Raw genomic sequence first — 19,241 nt, forward strand, 5'->3', positions numbered from 1 at the left:
GCGGGATAGGGCGACAAACCCCTCATCCCTATTGTAGCGCTAGGATGGATCGAAAGCCTGGCCCTGGGGTTGAGGAGGGATATGCTCAGCACGCTCCCCTACTGGCAGCAGCTGGCGCTCTATGCGCTGGCGGGCGCCGTCATCATGACCCTGCTGTTCCGGATTCCCTATGTGGGGCCGGCGCTGCGGACGGCCGTATCGTTCGGCGCCCTGGCGCTTTGTCTCTTCATCCTAATGCAGCATGCGCCCTATCAGCCTTGGCTCGCCCAGATCGTCGAGCGCACCGGGCTGGACCGCCAGGAGGTGGTGGGCGAGGAGGTGCGTATCCCCATGTCGGCCGACGGGCACTTCTGGGCCAAGGCCATGCTGAATGGTCAGGAGGTCCGCATGCTGGTCGACAGCGGCGCGACCCTGACCGCCATTTCGGCTGAAACCGCCGCCCGCGCCGGCGTCCGCCCGGAGCCGGGGCTGACGCCGATCCTGGCGCGGACCGCCAACGGCGTCGTTCAGGCGCGACCGGCCTCGGTGGACGACTTCCAGCTCGGCGGCATTGCGGCGTCCGGTCTGCAGGTGGCCATCTCGGGCGCGCTCGGACCCGTGGATGTCCTGGGCATGAACTTCCTGACCCGGCTGGCCAGTTGGCGGGTCGAGGGCCGGACCATGATCCTGACGCCCCGCCCGGGCGAAGTGGTGGACGGCGCTGGTCTGACCGCCGAAGCCTCCTAGCCTTGCGGCTCCAGGGCCAGCAGAGCGACCGGCAGATGCGCGAACAACCTGGCGGCGGGAACGGCGCCTGCCGTGTGGGCCTGATCGCTCAGATGATCGCGGAAGCTGACCCCCTGGTCCGCCGTAAGCTTCACGACCGTGTCGTGCCACCATTCGGGGTCGGGGAGGGGAAGGCCCCGGGCTAAGGCAGTGGGCGAGCTGATCACCGCCGCGGCGATCACCGTGTCCGTGGCCGTCCGGCGGGCGAAGGCGATGACCGCGTCTTTCTGACGGCCTTCCACCTGCAGGGGCTCATAGCTCCCCTGGGCGAACACATCCGGCCTGGCCCTGCGGAGACCGAGCGTGCGGGCGATCACCATCTGCTTCACCGCCCCGGAGCGCCAGTCGGCCAGGGCGTTCTCGGGCGAGGTCTGGCTCAGCATCTGCTGGCGCAGGGCGAAGTCCACCGGGCGGCGATTGTCGGGATCCACCAGGCTGAAGTCCCAGAGTTCGGTCCCCTGATAGGTGTCGGGCACACCCGGGCTGGTACAGCGCAGCAGCGCCTGGGCGAGGCCCTTGATGGCGCCGGCCGGGGCGATCTCTTCCACCAGACCCGAAAGGGCTGAGAGATAGGCGCGATCGCCGAGGCAGCGGTCGAGATAGGCCAGGCAGGCGCGCTCATAATCGGCGTTCGGGACCGCCCAGGAGGATCGCAGCTTGCCCTCCCGCAGGGCCTTGGTGAACCAGCCGGCCACCCGCTCGCCAAACACCTTCAGCTCCGCCGCATCGTCCATGTCCAGGTCAAGCGGCAGGGCGCCGGCCAGGGTCTGGTGCATCTGGTAGGCGTCGGCGGGATCGATCTGCGGCGGCGCGCCGGCGAGCCAGGGGCGCACCCTTGTCGCCCAGACCTCCGGGCGCTCGCTGAGGACGGCCAGGCGGGCGCGCACGTCCTCGCCCCGCTTGTGGTCATGGGTTGCGGTGGTGAGCATGCTGCCGGGCCAATCCTTGGCTCGGGCGAGATTGGCGGTGTGGAACTCGCCCGCGTCGCTGGCCAGGCGACCTGGATAGGAGCCCACCTCGTTACGCGAGATCAGACGCAGATAGCGGTAGAAGGCGGTGTCTTCCGCCGACTTGGCCGCCACCGGGGCGCTGAGCTGATGGAACCGCTGCAGGGCCCGGCGCCGGGCGTCCGGCGCGCCCGGCCCGCCGCCGGTCAGCCAGGCCTCGATCTGGTCAAGCCCTGGCCGGTCGGCGGGCGCGATGGCCGCCTGCGCCTTGGCCATGGCCTGCGCCAGAATGTCGGCCTCGCCCGCGGAGAGGGCCTCGCCCTCGCCATAGAGCCTATAGGCGGAAAAGCCCGTGAGCAGCTGGGTGATCGCGCGGCGCAGGGCGCCCCTCGTGAGGTCGCGGGTTTTGAGATCGCCACGGGCCAAGTCGTGGAAGGCGCCGGCCACGGCCTCGACCTGACCGGCGAAGCCATGGGTTAGGATTTCGAGCCGGGCGGCGTGCTCCTCATCCTCATAGTCGCCTTCGCGCCCGCTGATCTCCCGCCAGAGGGCGGCGAGGGGCGCGGCGCCGTCCGGCTCATGGAGCAGGGCCGAGACGCCGTCCATGAACTCATAGCCGGTGGTTCCGTCGCAGGCCCAGTCGCGGCTCAGGGCTTCGCCCTCGGCGAGGATCTTCTCCACCACCAGATAAGCCGGGCCGGGGGCCGAGCCGGCGGGCCTGGCGGCTTCCAGCTTCGCCAGTTCGCCCCGCAGGCGGGTGAGGTATCGCGCCGGGTCGGCCAGGCCGTCGATGTGATCGATGCGCAGGCCATCGATCAGGCCCTGGGCATAGAGGCGAAGGGGCAGGGCGTGGATGCGGTCGAAGACCTCGGGGTCTTCCACGCGGACACCGGCCAGCTCGGTGATGTCGAAGAAGCGCCGCCAGTTGATCTCATCGCCTGCGGTCTGCCACCAGGCCAGGCGATAAGGCTGACGCTCCAGGAGCTCGTGGAGCCGCGCGCGGCCGGGCTCTCTGGCCGGGTCGTAGGCCTCAAGGCCAAGCTTGAAGACCTCGGCCCGATCGGCCGCGCGGATCGGAAACCGGTGATGCCCATAGGCCATGACCCAGAGCGACCCGTCGGGGCCAGACTCCAGCCGAATATCGCCGCCCGCCAGGGCCTCGCCATAGGGTGCGCCGAGGAAGGGGGCCAGAACCTTGCCCTGAAGCGCGGGGTCTCTGGGGCGCCAATCGATGTCGAACAGGCCGGCAAAGGCGCTGGCCTCGCCCTTCTCCAGGACGTCCAGCCACCAGGCGTTGTCGGAGCCGCCGACCGCGAGGTGGTTGGGCACGATGTCGAGAATGATCCCCAGGCCCTCGGCCTTCAGCGCCGCCGCCATCTGGCGGAAGCCGGCTTCTCCGCCCAGCGCCGGGTTGATGGCGGTGGGATCGACCACGTCATAGCCGTGCGTGGACCCGGCCCGGGCCACGGCGACAGGCGAAGCGTAGACATGGCTGATCCCCAGGTCGCGGAGATAGCCCGCCAGCCCCGCGCCGTCGGCGAAGGTGAAGCCGGCATGGAACTGCAGCCGGTAGGTCGCCGTGGGGGTCATCGCGGCCGCTCTTTGTTCAGGCTTGCGAACCGGCCGGCCGGTCCGGGCGCTTCGAACAGCGCCTCCGCCGGCCCTGCCAGACGTCGCCGCCAATTGGGATGTTCTATGGTCGTGCCGGGCAGGTTGGGCTGCGCCTCCAGGCCCAGCAGATCCTCGATGGGCAGGATCGCAAGTTTGGAGGGCGTCTTGGCCAGGAAGCCGATGGCGGCGTCCACGACTGGACCGGTCTGTTCGGCCGACGGGCGATCGCCCTCGGCGCAACCCGCCGCGCAGAAGGCGGCCCACAGGGCCGTCCGCTGAGTGTCGCGCTCGGACCGCAAGGCCAGCACCTGATCTTCGTCGGGGTCGGGCTGAAGCCGGACCCGCCAATCGATGTCAGTCCCGCGCCACCAGCCGGCGATGGGGGGCAGATCGTGGGTGGTGGTCATGGCGCAGGCTTGGGGCGACCACTGCCCAGGGGCTTTAAACGCGCCCTTATCGTCCTGTTCGAACAAGAGCACCTGCATGCCGCGGACACCGCCCTCGTTCAGGGTTTCACGCAGGCCCTCCGGAACCGTGCCCAGATCTTCGCCGATCACCAGGACGCGGTGGCGATGGGACTCGATGGCGATCAGCCGCATCAGGTCCTGCATGGGATAGGTGAGGTAGGCGCCCTCGGTGGGCCCCGCGCCATGGGGCACGACCCAGAGCCGCCGCAGCCCTAGTATGTGATCGATCCTCACCCCGCCGGCGTAGCGCATGGCTGAACGCAGAGTGGCCAGAAACCCCTCATAGCCGCTGGCGGCCAGGGCGCGGGGCGAGAAGGTGGTGACCCCCCAGTCCTGACCGTTGGCCTGGAAGGCGTCCGGCGGCGCGCCGATGTTCAGCCCCGCCAGCAGGTCCTGCGGCCGGGACCAGGCGTGGCTGCCCCCCGGATCCATGCCGACCGCCACATCGGTGATCAGGCCCACCGGCATGCCGCTGGCCCGGGCGGCCGCCTGGGCGCGGGCCAGGCTTCGGTCGGCCAGCCACTGGACGAAGATATGAAAAGCGACCTCGTCGGCATGCTCGGCGGCGAAGGCCGCCACCGCGGGGCCGGCGGGATCATGGAGGTCTTCAGGCCAGTCCGGCCAGCCGCGGGCGCCATCGCGGGCGAAGAAGGTCCCGTGGATCGCCTCGAACCGAGCGTGACCGCGCAGGTTCTCGCCACCCTCGGCCTCGAAGCTCTGCAGATCGGCCTTCAGGTTCGCCGGGGCCGAAGACAGGAACCGCGCGTGGATTCGACGCAGGGCGGCCAGCCGCTGGGGGATCGCGACCGACCAGGCCACCAGATCGCCGTCAGCCGGCTGAGGTCCCAGGTCGCCAAGCTCATGGCCCAAGACCGCAGCCGGATCAGCGAAGAGGCCGTTCAGAAACAGGCGGCTGGACGGAGCATAGGGACTAAACCGCTCGGCGTCGGCGGCGAACAGGGCATGGACCGGGCTGATGGCCAGGGCCGCGGCGCCTCGGCGCCCAGCGGCCTCGGCGAAGCCGGCGAGGTCGCCGAAGTCTCCGAACGGCCGAGGATCGCGTCCGCGCAGGGAATAGAGCTGCACCGCCAGCCCCCAGAGCCGCCGGTGGGGCGCCAGATCGTCCAGCCCAAAGGCCTGGACCGGCGCTACGGCGACGGTGACCTCCCGGCCATCGATCTCCAGTCGATGATAGCCTGGGATGTCCACGCCTTGCAGCGTAAAGCCGGTGTTCGGGTCGAGACCGATATCCACGGCCCCGCCACCTTCAAGCTGAAGCCGGCCCTGCCCGCCGCACGGGCCGCCGAGGGGGCGGAAGGGCTTTCCCACCTGGGCGGTGATGAAGTCCGGCGGCGGCGCGGCGGACAGACGACGACGGCTGTCCTCTAGGTCGGCGGCGGTGGACGCCGGCAGGCCAAGCGCCGCCAGCACCGCGCGCAGGGTCTCGGGCGGCGTGCGGCGCAGCTGGCCGTGAACATCCTCCCATTCCACCAGGACGCCGGCCTCAAGGGCGAAGGCCTCAAGCTCGGCGTCGATCACCGTTTGGGCTCCAGCCAGGCGACCAGGCTGTAGGGGCACAGCCGGCGATCACCATCCAGGCCGTCGCCGATGGTGGCCGCGGCGACCCTCTCGGGGGCGTCGGGGATCTCGACCGCCTCCGAACCGAGATTGAGCGCCAGGGTCCAGCGGGCGCCGTCGCCCAGGGTCCAACTCGCCTTGACGGCGGCGGGGCTGAGGGCGCGGGCGCCGTGGCTCCGGGCGCCACGCAGGCGGGGAACCAGGTCGCGGGCGCGGATCTGCAGCAGGTCGCGGTAGAGCCGGCGCCACTCGGCCGCATCGGGCCCGGGTTCGGGGCGCGACGCTTCGAAAGTCGAGGCGTCGTTGGGATCGGGGATGGCCGCCCGCGCGTCGGGATCGGCGAAGGCCGCGAAATGGGAAAACTCAGACCGCCGGCCCTCCCGCACGGCCTCGGCCAGTTCCTCATTGTGATCTGTGAAGTAGAGGAAGGGAGAGCGACTGCCCACCTCTTCGCCCATGAAGGTCATGGGGATCTGGGGCGCCAGCAGGATCAGCGCGGTCGCCGCTCGCAGAGCCTTGGGATCGGCGAGCGTGATCAGCCGCTCGCCGAGCGCGCGATTGCCGATCTGGTCGTGGTTCTGGACGAAGTTGACGAAGGCGGTAGGCGGCAGGCCGGCGCTGGGACCGCCGCGGGGCGCGCCGTCCCGCAAGGGGAAGGGCTCGCCCTGATAGACGAAGCCCTCGGCCAGGCTGCGGGCCAGGGCCTCGGCAGGGGCTTCGGCATAGGCGCGATAATAGCCCTCGGTTTCGCCGGTCAGCAGCACGTGCAGGACGTGGTGAGCGTCGTCGTTCCACTGGGCGTCGAACGGGCCGCTCATATGGTCGGGCGTGTTGTCGTCATTCTCCAGGATGAGGTGGACCTGGCGCTCGCGGCCGGCGGCGGCGCGGACGGCCTCGCCCATTTCGTCGATCCAGTCGCGCTCGCTGATGGCGTGGACGGCGTCAAAGCGTAGGCCATCGAACCGATATTCGTTGATCCAGTAGACGGCGTTCTCGGTGAAGAAACGCCGGACCTCGGGCCGCCGGAAGTCGATGGCGGCCCCCCAGGGCGTCTGGATGTCGTCGCGGAAGAACTGCGGCGCGTAGGCGCCGAGCGCGTTCCCGTCGGGACCGAAGTGATTATAGACCACGTCCAGAAAGACCATCAGCCCCAGCTCGTGGGCCTGGTCGATCATCGCCTTCAGCTCTTCGGGCGAGCCATAGGCCGCGTCGGGGGCGAAGGGCAGGACCCCGTCATAGCCCCAGTTCCGCTGACCCGGGAAATCGGCGATCGGCATCAACTCGATGGCCGTGAAGCCCAGGGCCTTCAGCTCAGCCAGTTGCTCGGCGATCCCGTTGAAGCCGCCCATCAGGCCGGGATGAAGTTCGTAGATCACCGCCTCTTCCCAGGGCCGACCCTTCCAGTCGGCGGTGCGCCACTGATAGGCGGCCGGGTCGATCACCAGGCTGGCGTCGTGGACGTCGCCGTTCTGACGGCGCGACGCCGGATCGGCCACACAGACATCTTCGCCCACCCGATACTTGTAGAGCGACCCAGGCCCACAGGGCGCCTCGGCCTCAAACCAGCCCTCTTCGACCGCCGTCATGGGTTGGGCCGGCAGGCCCTCGACTTCCAGGGTCACCGCCTCACAGCCCGGAGCCCAGAGACGGAACCGCGTCCGGTCCTCGGCCAGGACCGTGGCGCCGAAGGGCAGCTCGTGGACGCATCGGCCAGAGCCGTCGGCGCCGTCCACCACGGAATGCAGAAGCACCGCACTGTGCGCGCCCACCTCCACCTGCGTCCCCGACAGGGACTGCTCGCCCAGGCCCGGATGGGCGCTATCGAGCAGGATCACCGGCGCGCCCATCGGTTCGGGGAGATGGAAGGTCATGGCCCCGTCGCTGGCGTTGGTCAGCAGGGTGATGAGCTCGACCCGGCCATCGTCCATGGGCGCGGCGCGGCGCATGGCCAGGGCTGCGGCGTGGGGGTTCTGCCAGTCCTCCGCAGAAAGACCTCGCCCGTGCTCATCGAACCAATCGACGTCGAGCACGCCTGGCGCATATTCATTCTGGCCGTGAAGGAACTGGTTGGGCCGGAGCGTCCCGTAGGTTTTGCGAAGGGCGATCAATCGGGACACGAAGTCGATCTGGGCCTGGCCCTCCGGCGACTCCAGATGACGCCAGTCGAACCAGGAAATCTCGTTATCCTGGCAGTAGGCGTTGTTGTTACCCTTCTGGGTGCGGCCGAATTCATCGCCGCCCAGCAGCATCGGCGTGCCCGACGAGGCGAACAGGGTCATCAGCATGGCGCGCATCACCCGGCCGCGGGTGCGCTGGATGTCCACGTCCGAGGTCGGGCCTTCGGCGCCCCAGTTGCGCGACAGGTTCTCGCTGTGGCCGTCGCGGTTGTCCTCGCCATTGGCCTCGTTGTGCCGCTCCTCGTAGCTCACCAGGTCGCCGAGGGTGAATCCGTCGTGCGAGGCGAGGAAGTTGATCGAGGCCCAGGGGCGCCTGGCCCGGCGGTCAAAAATGTCGCCAGACCCGGAGAGTCGCGCGGCGAGGTCGGGTCGACCGCCCTCATCGCCGCGCCAATAGCCGCGCACGTCGTCGCGGAACCGGTCGTTCCACTCGGCGAAGCCGGGGGGGTGATGGCCCAGCTGATAGCCGCCCGGACCGATGTCCCAGGGCTCTGAGATCAGCTTGATCCCCTGAAGCGTGGGGTCCTGCCGCAGCACGTCGAAGAAGCCCGCCCCGGGGTCGAAGCCGTGCTTCTCCCGGCCCAGGGTCACCCCCAGGTCGAAGCGGAAGCCGTCCACGCCATAGGACTGCGTCCAGTAGCGCAGGGAGTCGGCCACCATCTGGACCACCCGGGCCTTGGACATATTGACGGTGTTGCCTGTGCCGGTGTCGTTGACGCAGAACCGCCGATCGCCCTCGACGAGGCTGTAATAGCTGGCGTTGTCTAGGCCTCGGAACGACAGGGTGGGCCCGCGCTCGCTGCCCTCGGCGGTGTGGTTGAACACCACGTCCAGGATCACTTCCAGGCCTGCGGCGTGCAGCTTGCGCACCGCCATCCGCAGTTCGTTCTGGTCGCCGCCGGAGAGATAGCTGCGTTCGGGGGTAAAGTAGTTGAGGCTGCTATAGCCCCAGTAGTTGGTCAGTCCCTTCTCCTGCAGAAAGCGGTCCTGCACGAAGGCGTGGATGGGCAGCAACTCCACGGCGGTCACACCGAGGCGCTTCAGGTGGTCGATCACCTTGGGATGGGTCAGAGCCGCAAAGGTCCCGCGGACCGGCGGGCGGACCTCCTCCATCAGCATGGTCAGGCCGCGGACGTGAGCCTCATAGATGACGGTGTCGGACCAAGGCGTGTTCGGCCGCCGGTCGCCGCTCCAGTCGAATGCGTCGGCCGTCACCATCGACTTGGGCATGGCCGGCGCGCTGTCGCGACGGTCGAAGGTGAGGTCGGCCCTGGCCGAATTGACCCGATAGCCGAAGAGCGCGTCGGTCCAACGCAGGTCGCCTGACAGGCTGCGGGCATAGGGGTCGATCAGCAGCTTGTTCGGGTTGAACCTGTGGCCTTCCTGCGGCGCATAGGGCCCGTGGGCGCGATAGCCGTAGAGCAGGCCCGGCTTGGCGTCGGGCAGATAGCCGTGCCAGACCTCGTCGGTCCATTCAGGCAGGGGCAGCCGGGCGACCTCCCGGCGGCCGGTCTCTTCGAAGACGCAGAGCTCGATCTTCTCAGCATGGGCGGAATAGACGGCGAAGTTCACCCCCAGACCGTCAAAGGTTGCGCCGAGAGGATAGGGCAGGCCGCCCTCGAGACGGTCAGGGAGCAGGATCAAGCGGCGGTTCCTTGATGGCGCAGCATGACGGCGCCGAGGGGAGGGAGAGTCAGGTTGAGGCTGTGGGCGAGCCCGTGGGCGCGGGCGGCCTCGGTGCGGACCTCGCCCCCGTTGCCGATGTTCCCGCCGCCGTAACGTTCGGCGTCGGTGTTGAGGACTTCGGCCCACGCCCCGGCCGCCGGCGCGCCCAGGCGATAGTCCCGCCGCGGCTCGGGCGTCATGTTGACGGCGAAGATCAGCGGGGCGGCGTCGCGGCCAGCCTGGCGGCGGAAGGCGAAGACGCCGGACTCCGCATCGGTGCAGATCCAGGCGAAGCCCTCGGGATCGGCGTCGCTCTGGTGCAGGGCGGCCTCGCGGCCATAGATGGCGTTGAGATCTCGCACGAGCATCTGCATTCCGGCGTGGTCGGGTTGCTGCAGCAGCTCCCACGGGATGGCGCTGTCGTGGTTCCATTCGGTGGGCTGGGCCAGCTCACAGCCCATGAACAGCAGCTTCTTGCCCGGGTGGGCCCACATGAAGGCGAGATAGGCCCGCAGGTTCGCAAATTGACGCCACCGGTCGCCGGGCATCTTGCCCAGCAGCGAGCCTTTGCCGTGCACAACCTCGTCGTGGGAGATCGGCAGCACGAACCGCTCGGTGAAGGCGTAGAGCAGGCCGAAGGTCAGCTCGTTCTGGTGCCAGCTGCGATAGACCGGATCGCGCTGCATATAACTCAGGGTGTCGTGCATCCACCCCATGTTCCACTTGTAGTTGAAGCCTAGTCCGCCCTGCGCCACGGGGCTGGAGACCCCTGGCCAGGCGGTGGATTCCTCGGCGATGGTCACCGCGCCCGGACAGCGGCTGGCCACCGTTTCGTTGAGCCGGCGCAGGAAGGCGATGGATTCAAGGTTTTCGCGCCCGCCATGGACATTGGGCACCCACTCGCCGGGCTGGCGGCTGTAGTCACGGTAGAGCATGGAGGCCACCGCATCGACGCGCAGGCCGTCGATATGGAAGGTTTCGAGCCAGTAGAGGGCGCTGGCGATCAGGAAGCCTTGCACCTCCCGCCGCCCCAGATTGAAGATCAGGGTGTTCCAGTCCTGGTGGAAGCCTTCGCGGGGATCAGCGTGCTCGTAGAGCTGCGTCCCGTCGAAACTGGCCAGGCCGTAGGTGTCGGTCGGGAAGTGGGCCGGCACCCAGTCGAGGATCACCCCGACGCCCAGCCGGTGGCAGGCGTCGACGAACCGCGCCAGGCCCTCTGGCGAACCGAACCGTGCGCTGGGGGCGAATTGCGACAAGGGCTGGTAGCCCCAGGAGCCGCCGAACGGATGCTCCATGATCGGCAGGAGCTCCACATGGGTGAAGCCCAGATCGGCCACATAGGGCGCCAGCCTGTCGGCCAGGCCGTCCCAGTCGAGGTTGGGCTGATCGCTGTCGGGCCTCAGCCAGGAGGCGGCGTGGACCTCATAGATCGAAATCGGCGCATCGGGCCTCTGGCGACGGGCCCGCTCGGCCATCCAGTCGGAATCGGTCCAGTCATAGGCCGCCTTCGGCGCGACGATGGAGGACTGGCCGGGCGGCAGCTCGGTCATCCGCGCCAGGGGATCGGCCTTCAGCGGCAGGAGTTCGCCACCTGCCCCGACCAGCTCGTACTTGTAGCGCTCCCCCGGGCCCAAGCGGGGTACGAACAGCTCCCACACCCCGGCCGGATGGCGCAGGCGCATGGGGTGGCGGCGGCCGTCCCAGCTGTTGAAATCGCCGACCACCGAAACCCGGCGCGCATTGGGCGCCCAGACGGAAAAGCCAACGCCTTCCACGCCCTCAAGGGTCTGAGGCTGGGCTCCCATCTTCTGGCCAAGCTCCCAGTGGGCCCCCTCCATGAAGAGATGCAGATCCAGATCGCCTAGCAGTAGGCCAAAGGCGTAGGGATCCTCGGTTTCCTGGGTCGCCGAACCCCAGTCGATGCTCAGGCGATAGCGGCCCTTGCCCGTCAGCCGTCCAGCGAACAGACCCGGCGCGACTTCCTCCAGAGGGGAGGGGGCCGCCCCATCCTGCCGGGCCGACACCGCAACGGCGCCGGGCTGGAAGGTGCGGACGACGGTATTCCCCTCGGCTTCGTGGGGACCCAGGAAGACGAAGGGATCGGTGAGCCGTCCCTCCATCAGGGCGGAGGTCAGGCTATGGGTCAGGGTCCGGTCCTCATGGCTCATTGGTCGCCCCCCAGCAGCCGATCAACCGTCGCGGCGAGACCGCGAAGCGGCGTGCCGAGCCAGGCCGGCCGGTTGGCCGCCTCATAGCTGACCTCGTAGGCGGCCTTCTCCAGGAGGAAGAGGTCGAGCAGTTCGGCCGGGAAGGCGCCGGCCACCTCCCCGTAGCCCTCCAGGAAGGCCTGGCTGGCGACGGACTCGAACTGGCCCACTACATCGATCGCCCGATCCTGAACCCCCTGGGCCACATTGGCCGCCGCGGCGGCCCCGAGCGCTGCGGCATAGTCGAAGGACCGCAGCATGCCGGCCACATCGCGCAAGGGGCTGGCCTTGGCGCGGCGGGAGTCCAGAGGTTTGGCGGGCTCGCCCTCGAAGTCGATGAAGGTGACGCCGCCGCCGGTGACCAGCACCTGGCCCAGGTGAAGATCCCCATGGATGCGGGTGCGGATCTGGCCTGCGGCCGCGCCGGAAAGCCGGCGCACCGCTTCATCCAGTTTTCCGCGGCGTTGAAGGATGGCCTCGGCGATTTGGCCAAGGTTTTCGGTCCAGTCGCCGTCCTTCTCCAGCACGGCCAGGGCGCCGTCGACCTGCTGCATGACGCTGGCGCGCACCGCTTCGACGGCGTCGGCGGTCATGATCTCGGGCGCGAAGGCCGGGTCCTCAGAGGGTTGGGCCAGCACAGCATGCATCTCGGCCAGACTGCGGCCCAGGACGCGGGCGAACTCCGCATAGGAGGCGAAGTCCGGGGCCGTGTTCTGATCACCGGCCAGGACCAGATCGTCGATCACGCGATGGAGGTAGTCCTGGGTCCAGTCCCAGCCGTCCCCCTGACTGTAGATAAAGGTCTGAGCCACCATCAGGGTGTGGGGCGTCCCGTCGGGGGCGATGCGGCGAACCTCGCCCACAAAGGCCGGAACGTGGGGATAGCCGCGCTCGCTGAGCACGCGGGTCATCTCGGCTTCGGGATGGATGCCGGGAACCACCTTGCGCAGCAGTTTCAGGACGATCTCGCGGCCGATGATCACCGAGCTGTTGCTCTGCTCGGCCGACGACCATTCGATCTCGGCGTCGTCTCCGGACTCGATGGTCGCCGAAGTGAATTCGATGTCGCCGAACGGCGAAGCGAGCCTGGCGTTGGTCCGCAGGCCGGCCATCACTGAACGGACGAACTCCGTTGTCAGGAAGCCATCGGTCAGATCGCCGACCCGCGCGCCGCGGCGCACGCGCGCCATGGCGAAGCTGTGGGCGTAGGGGTCGCCGACATCGTCTTCCCACGCCACGCCCAGGGGGACGAGATAGGCGGAAGAGCCGGCGGAGGTCTCGACCTCAAGCTCGGCCAGAATCTGGTTCGACGCTCCGGGCAGGGGCGAGTAGCCCTTGACGCGGGTGGCGATCAGCTCGGCGTCCTTGCCCTGGAACCAGCGCCGACCGCTCATCCAGTTCGGCAGCACCTCGGCCTCGAGGACCGCTCGATGAAGCGGCTCCACCAGGGTGGCCACATCGCCCCGCAGGACGAAGGTGTGCTGTTCGGCCTGGACGCCGCTGGGCGCCGTGCTCCAGCTAGGTCCGTCGGTCTTTTCGCAGAGCTGGAACCAGTGGAAGCCGTAAGGCGGAAGCGTCAGCAGATAGGTGAGCTGGCCGATGGGCGGGAAGGGCGTGCTGCCCGACATTTCCATCGGCGTCCAGCCGGCGAATTCCGACAGGTCGAGCTCGACAGCCTGGGCCGTGCGCGACAGGTTGGCGACGCACAGGATGGTGTCGCCCTCGTGCTCGCGCAGATAGGCCATGACCTTGCGGTTTTGAGGGCGCAGGAAGCGAAGCGTGCCGCGGCCGAAGGCGCTGTGACGCTGACGCACCGCCAGCATCCGCCGCAGCCAGTTCAGCAGCGAGTGGCTGTCCTTGCTCTGCGCCTCCACATTGATCGCCTGGAAGCCGTAGAGCGGGTCCATGATCGCCGGCAGCACCAGGCTGGCCGGGTCGGCGCGGGAGAAGCCTCCATTGCGGTCGGGCGACCACTGCATGGGCGTGCGCACCCCGTCCCGGTCGCCCAGATAGATGTTGTCGCCCATGCCGAGCTCGTCGCCGTAATAGATCACCGGCGTGCCGGGCATGGTCAGCAGCATGCAGTTCATAAGTTCGACGCGGCGACGGTCCCGCTCCATCAGCGGGGCCAGGCGCCGGCGGATGCCGAGATTGATCCGCGCACGGCTCTCCGACGCATATACGCTCCAGAGGTAGTCCCGCTCCTTGTTGGTGACCATTTCGAGGGTCAGCTCGTCATGGTTGCGCAGGAAGATCGCCCATTGGCAGGCCTCCGGAATGTCCGGGGTCTGGCGCATGATGTCGGTGATCGGGAAGCGGTCCTCCTGGGCGATGGCCATGTACATGCGCGGCATCAGAGGGAAGTGGAACGCCATGTGGCATTCGTCCCCGTCGCCGAAATACTGCTGGGTGTCCTCCGGCCACTGGTTGGCCTCGGCCAGCAGCATGCGGTCTTCGAAATGCTCGTCCAGATGGGCGCGGATCGCCTTCAGGACGTCGTGGGTCTCGGGCAGGTTCTCGTTGTTCGTGCCTTCCCGCTCGATCAGATAGGGAATGGCGTCGAGCCGCAGGCCATCGACCCCGGCCTCCAGCCAGTAGCGCATGACCGACAGGATTTCTTCGAGCACCTTGGGATTGTCGAAGTTCAGGTCCGGCTGGTGGGAATAGAAGCGGTGCCAGTAATAGGCGCCGGCCACCGGGTCCCAGCTCCAGTTGGAGCTCTCGGTGTCCAGGAAGATGATCCGTGTGCCGTCATAGGCCGTGTCGTTGTCGGACCAGACGTAGAAGTCCCGCTCGGGCGATCCTGGGGGCGCGCGCCGGGCGGCCTGGAACCAGGGGTGCTGGTCCGAGGTGTGGTTGATCACCAGTTCGGTGATGACCCGCATCCCGCGACCGTGCGCCTCGTCGATGAAGCGCTTCACATCGTCGAAGTCGCCATACTCCGGGTGGACGCCGCGATAGTCGGCGATGTCATAGCCATCGTCCCGGCGCGGGGACGGGTAGAAGGGCAGCAGCCAGATGGCGGTGACGCCGAGGCTGGCGATATAGTCCAGCTTGGCCGAGAGCCCTGCGAAATCCCCGACGCCGTCATCATTGGCGTCGAAGAACGACTTCACATGCAGCTGATAGATGACCGCATCCTTGTACCACTGGGGGTCGGCGGTCTGGGCGGGGTCGGCCACGTGATCGTCAGCGAGATAGGCGACGCTCATCGCGGGGCCTCCATACGGAAAATGAGATAGGGCTGGCCGGGATCGAGGGCGATGCGTCGCCACTTGCCCTGCCAGTTGAAGCTCTGGCCGGTGAGCAGATTTTCCACCTGCGCCGTGGCGTCATCAGGTAGGCCCAGCATCCAGAATGGGGCCTCCACATCGGCCTCGTGGGCGCCGTGGGGATCAAGGTTGACCGCCACCAGGATGAGGTCGCCGCCGCCTGGACTGGTCTTGGCGTAGAACAGGATGTTGTCGTCGCTGGCCGGCAGGAACTTGATGTTCAGGTGGGTCTGAAGGGCCGGGTGGCTTTTGCGCAGACGGTTCAGCTGGCTGATCTGCGGGATGATGCCCGGCGCGCTCCAGTCCCGGGGCCGGATCTCGTACTTCTCGGAGTCCTTGTATTCCTCCTTGCCGGGGACCGGCTCGCCCTCCAGCAGTTCGAAGCCGGAATAGACGCCCCACAGGCCCGACAGGGTCGCCGCCAGGGCCGCCCGGATCAGGAATCCGGCCCGGCCCGAGGTCTGCAGGAAGTGGGGATTGATGTCGGGCGTATTGACGAAGAAGTTGGGCCGGAAGAACTCCTTCGGCTCCGTCGTCGTCAGCTCCGTCAGATAATCGGTGAACTCCGCCTTGGTGTGGCGCCAGGTGAAGTAGGTGTACGACTGCGAGAAGCCGATCTTGGCCAGCCGGTACATGACCCGCGGCCGGGTGAAGGCCTCCGACAGGAAGATCACGTCCGGATGGGCGGTGCGCACCTCACGGATCATCCATTCCCAGAAGGCGAACGGCTTGGTGTGGGGGTTGTCGACGCGGAAGGTGCGCACGCCCTCGCGCACCCAGAGCAGCACCACGTCGCGCAGGGCGATCCACAGGTCGGGGATCGCCTCGGGCCTGTAGAAGTCCACATTGACGATGTCCTGGTACTTCTTGGGCGGGTTCTCCGCGTACTTGATCGTTCCGTCGGAGCGCCAGTCGAACCAGCCCGGATGCGCCTTGATCCACGGGTGGTCAGGGGAGCACTGGATGGCGAAGTCGAGCGCAATCTCCAGCCCATGATCATGGGCGGCGGCGATCAGCCGGCGGAAGTCGTCGAAGGTCCCGAGCTCGGGGTGGATGGCGTCGTGTCCGCCGTCGACCGCCCCGATGGCGTAGGGGCTGCCCGGATCGCCAGGGCCCGCGGTCAGGCTGTTGTTCTTCCCCTTGCGGTGGCGCTGGCCGATCGGATGGATCGGCGGGAAATAGAGGACGTCGAAACCCATGGCCCGAATGGCCGGCAGGCGGGCGATGACGTCGTCGAAAGTCCCGTGGCGGGCCGGGTCATTGGTCTGTGAGCGGGGGAAGAGCTCGTACCAGCTAGCGAACTGGGCTTCGCGCCGCTCGGCGTCGATGCAATGCGCCTCGCTCTTGCAGGCGAAGGCCCGCTCCTGGGCCTGGTCCATCAAGCGTGACGTTTCCGGGGCGAGCAGAAGCTGGCCGGCTGCGTCGGGATCGAGGGTCGACAGTTCGTCGGCGATCTTGGTCAGCCGACCCGAGCTGTCGCCTTTGGCGGCGTCGACGATCAGCTGGTGGCCTTCGTCCAGATCGACCGTCTGGGCCACGCCGGCCTCGACCTTCTTCTCCAGGCCATGACGATAGGAGCTGTACCGATCGATCCAGGCCTCGATGACGAACTGGTAGCGACCCATGCGCTCCAGCGGGAAGCGCGCGCTCCACAGGTCGTTGCCGAGCTCCGCCATGCGGGTCGTGGACCATTGGTCGCCATCGGTGGCCCGCCAGCGCAGTTCGACGGCGAGCTCCTCGTGGCCATCGGCATAGATGGCGGCGCCGACCTCCACGCTCTCGCCGACAATGCGTTTGGCGGCGAACGGGCCGCCGCTGACCCGGGGCGAGATGTCTTCGATCACCAGCCGCGGCGCCTTGGCCGCCGTCTTCGCCCCCTGGCGGCCGGAACGGCTGAGGACGCGAATGACGGCGCTGCGTCGTGCGCCCAGCAGGCGAACTTCGCCCGGGACGAGGGGCTCGAAGGGGTCCTCGCGGCCATCCATCGCCTCGAAAGGTCCGAACGGCCCCGCCGCGGGCAGGATCGCGCCACGGTCGAGTATGGCCGGCGACTCAAGAGACCTGTTGATCAACACCAGGATGGCCGCCTCGGCGGTGCGCATGTCCGATCCGCTGGCGCGCAGCAGGGCCGTGGCTGACGCGCCAGGCCCGGTCAGCATCCGCATCTCGCCCTCGAACGGCGCAAGTTCGGCCACCAGGCGGTTGGCGGAGCGCACCTCCGGGGCCAGGTCGCTATCCTCGGCGGCGGGGGGCGCGCTCCCCAGCGGCAGGCGCTCGAAGGACTCAAAGCCCATGGGCAGCAGCAGGCCAGAGCCCGTGGAGGCGGCCAGCCTGAGCGCCCGAACATAACCTGCCTTTGTGTCGACCTCGGCAGGCAGGCGCGCGGCCAGGCGCGGACCGAAGGGCGCTTCAGGCTGGGCGATCAGCGGCGCGACCAAGCGGAGATCCTCGTGCTCTTCGGCGAGCCACGGTGCGCGGCCGTCCCACCAGGCCACTGAGGAGATGAGCGCGTCGAACCCACAGGGCGCCAAGGCGCGGGCCACTTCCCGGTCCATCCCCGGCGTATCGGCGATGACGGTCAGGTCTGGCCTGGTCGTCCGAAGCCGCGCGATCAGACGGGCCCAGATCTCTGGAGGCGCCTGATCGAGCTCCAGCAGGCGGAAGCCGTCCAGGCCAGCCTCGATCCAGGCCTCAGCGCGGCTTGTGATCCAATCCACTACGGTGTCGCAGGCAGCGGGCTCCCGTAGCCTGGCCAAGGCCACGCCTTGAGGCGGCGAGGCGAGCCGAGGATCGATGGGACGATCGGCAGGCGCTTCCCGTCGTAGCGTGAACGCCTCAGGCTGAGCGGCCACCAACGGATGTTCGGCGTCGAACCGCACCAGGTCCAGGTCCATCAACAGCCGCAGCCCGTGCGGCCGGCAAGCTGCCGCCAGATTCGCGATTGCGGTAGCGGTGGGGGCGTCCCCAAGGCTTGAAACGTCGTGATTGCGAGGCCGGAAGACGTCGCCGGCCTGCTGAAAGATCGGCGCAATCAGGAGATGGTTGAACCCGAGATCGGCCGCTCTTTCGGCTATCCCGGCGGCCTGGCCATCGCCATCCATGGAGCGGGGGTGAACGTAGTAGATGCGCGGCGCAGCGGCGCGCGAAGGTTGTGCGGGGGTCATCTTCCCTCTGGGAATGGCATGCCATCACAACAGGTGCTCCCGTGCTTCGTTCCTATGGCTCAGGTTGCGAGCGGGCATTTATTGGCCGGCGCCCTCCAGGGGGCGGCAAACGCCTCGTCGAGCCGTCCGCCCGCGGCGCGCCCCAGCGCCTTCCGATCGGACGAGCGCCCGCCGCCGTCTGAGCGAAAGCACATGGCGGCGCAGGTCGTGCGTACGGAGAAGGCTTTTTTGCCGGCCGCAGGCTCTACTGTCGGATGTGCGATATACGGGCTCGCCTGGAGGTGGATAGCATCCGTCCCGATGGGAGGATGACATGGCTCCAGATGATGAAACCCCACCGGCGAAGCCGACGAATGTGGTGGTTGTCTCGCCTATCCTTGGCGGGTGGTCGGTGGCCAGCAGCTTCTGTGGAGAGCCGCTCTACTTCTATTCTGGGGCCCAGGCCGAGGCCAATGCCCGCCGGCTGGCCCTGACGCTCGCCAATTCCGGGCGGGACGCCCACGTCATCGTCAACGATCGCCGAAACACTCAGATCGGCACGGTCTGCTATTTCGGATCAGACTAGCGGCTCCAGGCGCCGCCGTCGTCAGATCGCCCGGGCGCGGCCTTCCCAATAGGGCGCGCGGACCTTGTTGCGCTGGATCTTGCCCGCCTCGCTTCGGGGCAGGCGCGGAACGAAATCGACCGCGCGGGGGATCTTGTACTTGGCCACCGCCGTACGGGCATAGGCGAGGATTTCGTCCTTCAAGGTCTCAGACGGCGCATAGCCGGGGGCCAGCTCAATGACAGCCCGCACCTCCTCGCCGTACTCCTCATGGGGCACGCCGACGGTGCAGGAGTCGGCCACCGCGGGGTGCTTGATCAGTTCGTTGTCGATCTCCTGTGGGTAGATGTTCACCCCGCCCACGATGATCGTCTCGGCGCTTCGGCCGGTGAGGAAGAGGTAGCCGTCCTCGTCGAAATAGCCCACGTCGCCCATGGTGAAGTAGCCGTCGCGGCGGCCGGAGTCGGTCTTGGCGCTGTCCTTGAAATATTCAAACCCGCCTTGGTCGGCGAGCCGCATGTAGATCGTCCCAGGTTGACCTGTGGGTAGCTCTCGACCTTCGTCGTCGAGGATCTTGGCAGCCTCCGCGTCAGGCCGTTTGCCCACCGTGCCGGGCTTCTTCAGCCAGTCCTGCGAGGTGACCCAGAAGCCCACGCCGCCCTCTGAGCCGGCATAGTATTCGAACAGCACCGGCCCCAGCCATTCGATCATGGCCTGCTTGACCTCCGGCGGGCAGGGGGCCGCGCCATGGGAAATGCGCCGCAGGGAGCTCAGGTCGTAGCGCTCGCGCACCTCGCGCGGCAGGCCTAGCAGCCGCTGGAACATGATCGGCACGAAGTGGCTG

At 68.1% G+C, this 19,241-nt stretch carries 9 protein-coding genes; 2 read left to right on the forward strand and 7 right to left on the reverse strand.

Annotated elements, in window-relative coordinates:
• Positions 1 to 81 precede the first annotated feature (81 nt).
• A complete protein-coding gene (locus V7702_RS04205; RefSeq protein WP_335648891.1) occupies positions 82 to 726 on the forward strand; it encodes a retropepsin-like aspartic protease family protein in 645 nt (214 codons plus the stop codon).
• On the opposite strand, the gene treY is transcribed toward V7702_RS04205, so the two are convergent.
• From treY to V7702_RS04235, 6 genes are read right to left on the reverse strand one after another with little or no spacing between them, the layout of a single operon-like run.
• The gene (gene treY, locus V7702_RS04210; protein ID WP_335648892.1) at positions 723 to 3,302 is read right to left on the reverse strand and encodes a malto-oligosyltrehalose synthase; all 2,580 of its coding nucleotides are present in this window, start codon (positions 3,300 to 3,302) and stop codon (positions 723 to 725) included. The two genes, V7702_RS04205 and treY, sit on opposite strands and share 4 nt — an antisense overlap.
• Positions 3,299 to 5,329, reverse strand: a complete 2,031-nt coding sequence (gene malQ / locus V7702_RS04215; protein ID WP_335648893.1) for a 4-alpha-glucanotransferase — start codon at positions 5,327 to 5,329, stop codon at positions 3,299 to 3,301. Before malQ ends, treY begins: the two co-directional genes overlap by 4 nt.
• Complete coding sequence (gene glgX, locus V7702_RS04220; protein ID WP_335648894.1) at positions 5,326 to 9,189, reverse strand: glycogen debranching protein GlgX; 3,864 nt, start codon at positions 9,187 to 9,189, stop codon at positions 5,326 to 5,328. The genes malQ and glgX overlap by 4 nt, the downstream gene beginning before the upstream one ends.
• Complete coding sequence (glgB, locus tag V7702_RS04225) at positions 9,186 to 11,378, reverse strand: 1,4-alpha-glucan branching protein GlgB (RefSeq protein WP_335648895.1); 2,193 nt, start codon at positions 11,376 to 11,378, stop codon at positions 9,186 to 9,188. Before glgB ends, glgX begins: the two co-directional genes overlap by 4 nt.
• On the reverse strand, positions 11,375 to 14,629 hold the full coding sequence (gene treS / locus V7702_RS04230) for a maltose alpha-D-glucosyltransferase (protein ID WP_335648896.1): 3,255 nt from the start codon (positions 14,627 to 14,629) through the stop codon (positions 11,375 to 11,377). The genes glgB and treS overlap by 4 nt, the downstream gene beginning before the upstream one ends.
• On the reverse strand, positions 14,626 to 17,853 hold the full coding sequence (locus V7702_RS04235; RefSeq protein ID WP_335648897.1) for a maltotransferase domain-containing protein: 3,228 nt from the start codon (positions 17,851 to 17,853) through the stop codon (positions 14,626 to 14,628). Before V7702_RS04235 ends, treS begins: the two co-directional genes overlap by 4 nt.
• 313 nt (positions 17,854 to 18,166) lie before the next feature.
• On the opposite strand from V7702_RS04235, the gene V7702_RS04240 reads away from it, so the two are divergent.
• Entirely contained in the window at positions 18,167 to 18,418 is a 252-nt protein-coding gene (locus V7702_RS04240) for a hypothetical protein (protein WP_335648898.1), read from the forward strand.
• 21 nt (positions 18,419 to 18,439) lie between these two features.
• Here V7702_RS04240 and V7702_RS04245 read toward each other — a convergent pair.
• Positions 18,440 to 19,241 (reverse strand): AMP-binding enzyme (locus tag V7702_RS04245; protein ID WP_335648899.1); only part of this gene is annotated, 802 nt, incomplete at its 5' end.

The sequence above is a fragment of the Phenylobacterium sp. genome, assembly GCF_036963605.1.
Lineage (GTDB): Bacteria > Pseudomonadota > Alphaproteobacteria > Caulobacterales > Caulobacteraceae > Phenylobacterium.

Excerpts from the sequence above, each read along its gene's own strand:
- V7702_RS04235 (WP_335648897.1), bottom strand. The coding sequence starts at position 17,853 with ATGACCCCCGCACAACCTTCGCGCGCCGCTGCGCCGCGCATCTACTAC.
- V7702_RS04240 (WP_335648898.1), top strand. The coding sequence starts at position 18,167 with ATGGCTCCAGATGATGAAACCCCACCGGCGAAGCCGACGAATGTGGTG.
- treY (WP_335648892.1), bottom strand. The coding sequence starts at position 3,302 with ATGACCCCCACGGCGACCTACCGGCTGCAGTTCCATGCCGGCTTCACC.
- V7702_RS04205 (WP_335648891.1), top strand. The coding sequence starts at position 82 with ATGCTCAGCACGCTCCCCTACTGGCAGCAGCTGGCGCTCTATGCGCTG.
- treS (WP_335648896.1), bottom strand. The coding sequence starts at position 14,629 with ATGAGCGTCGCCTATCTCGCTGACGATCACGTGGCCGACCCCGCCCAG.
- glgB (WP_335648895.1), bottom strand. The coding sequence starts at position 11,378 with ATGAGCCATGAGGACCGGACCCTGACCCATAGCCTGACCTCCGCCCTG.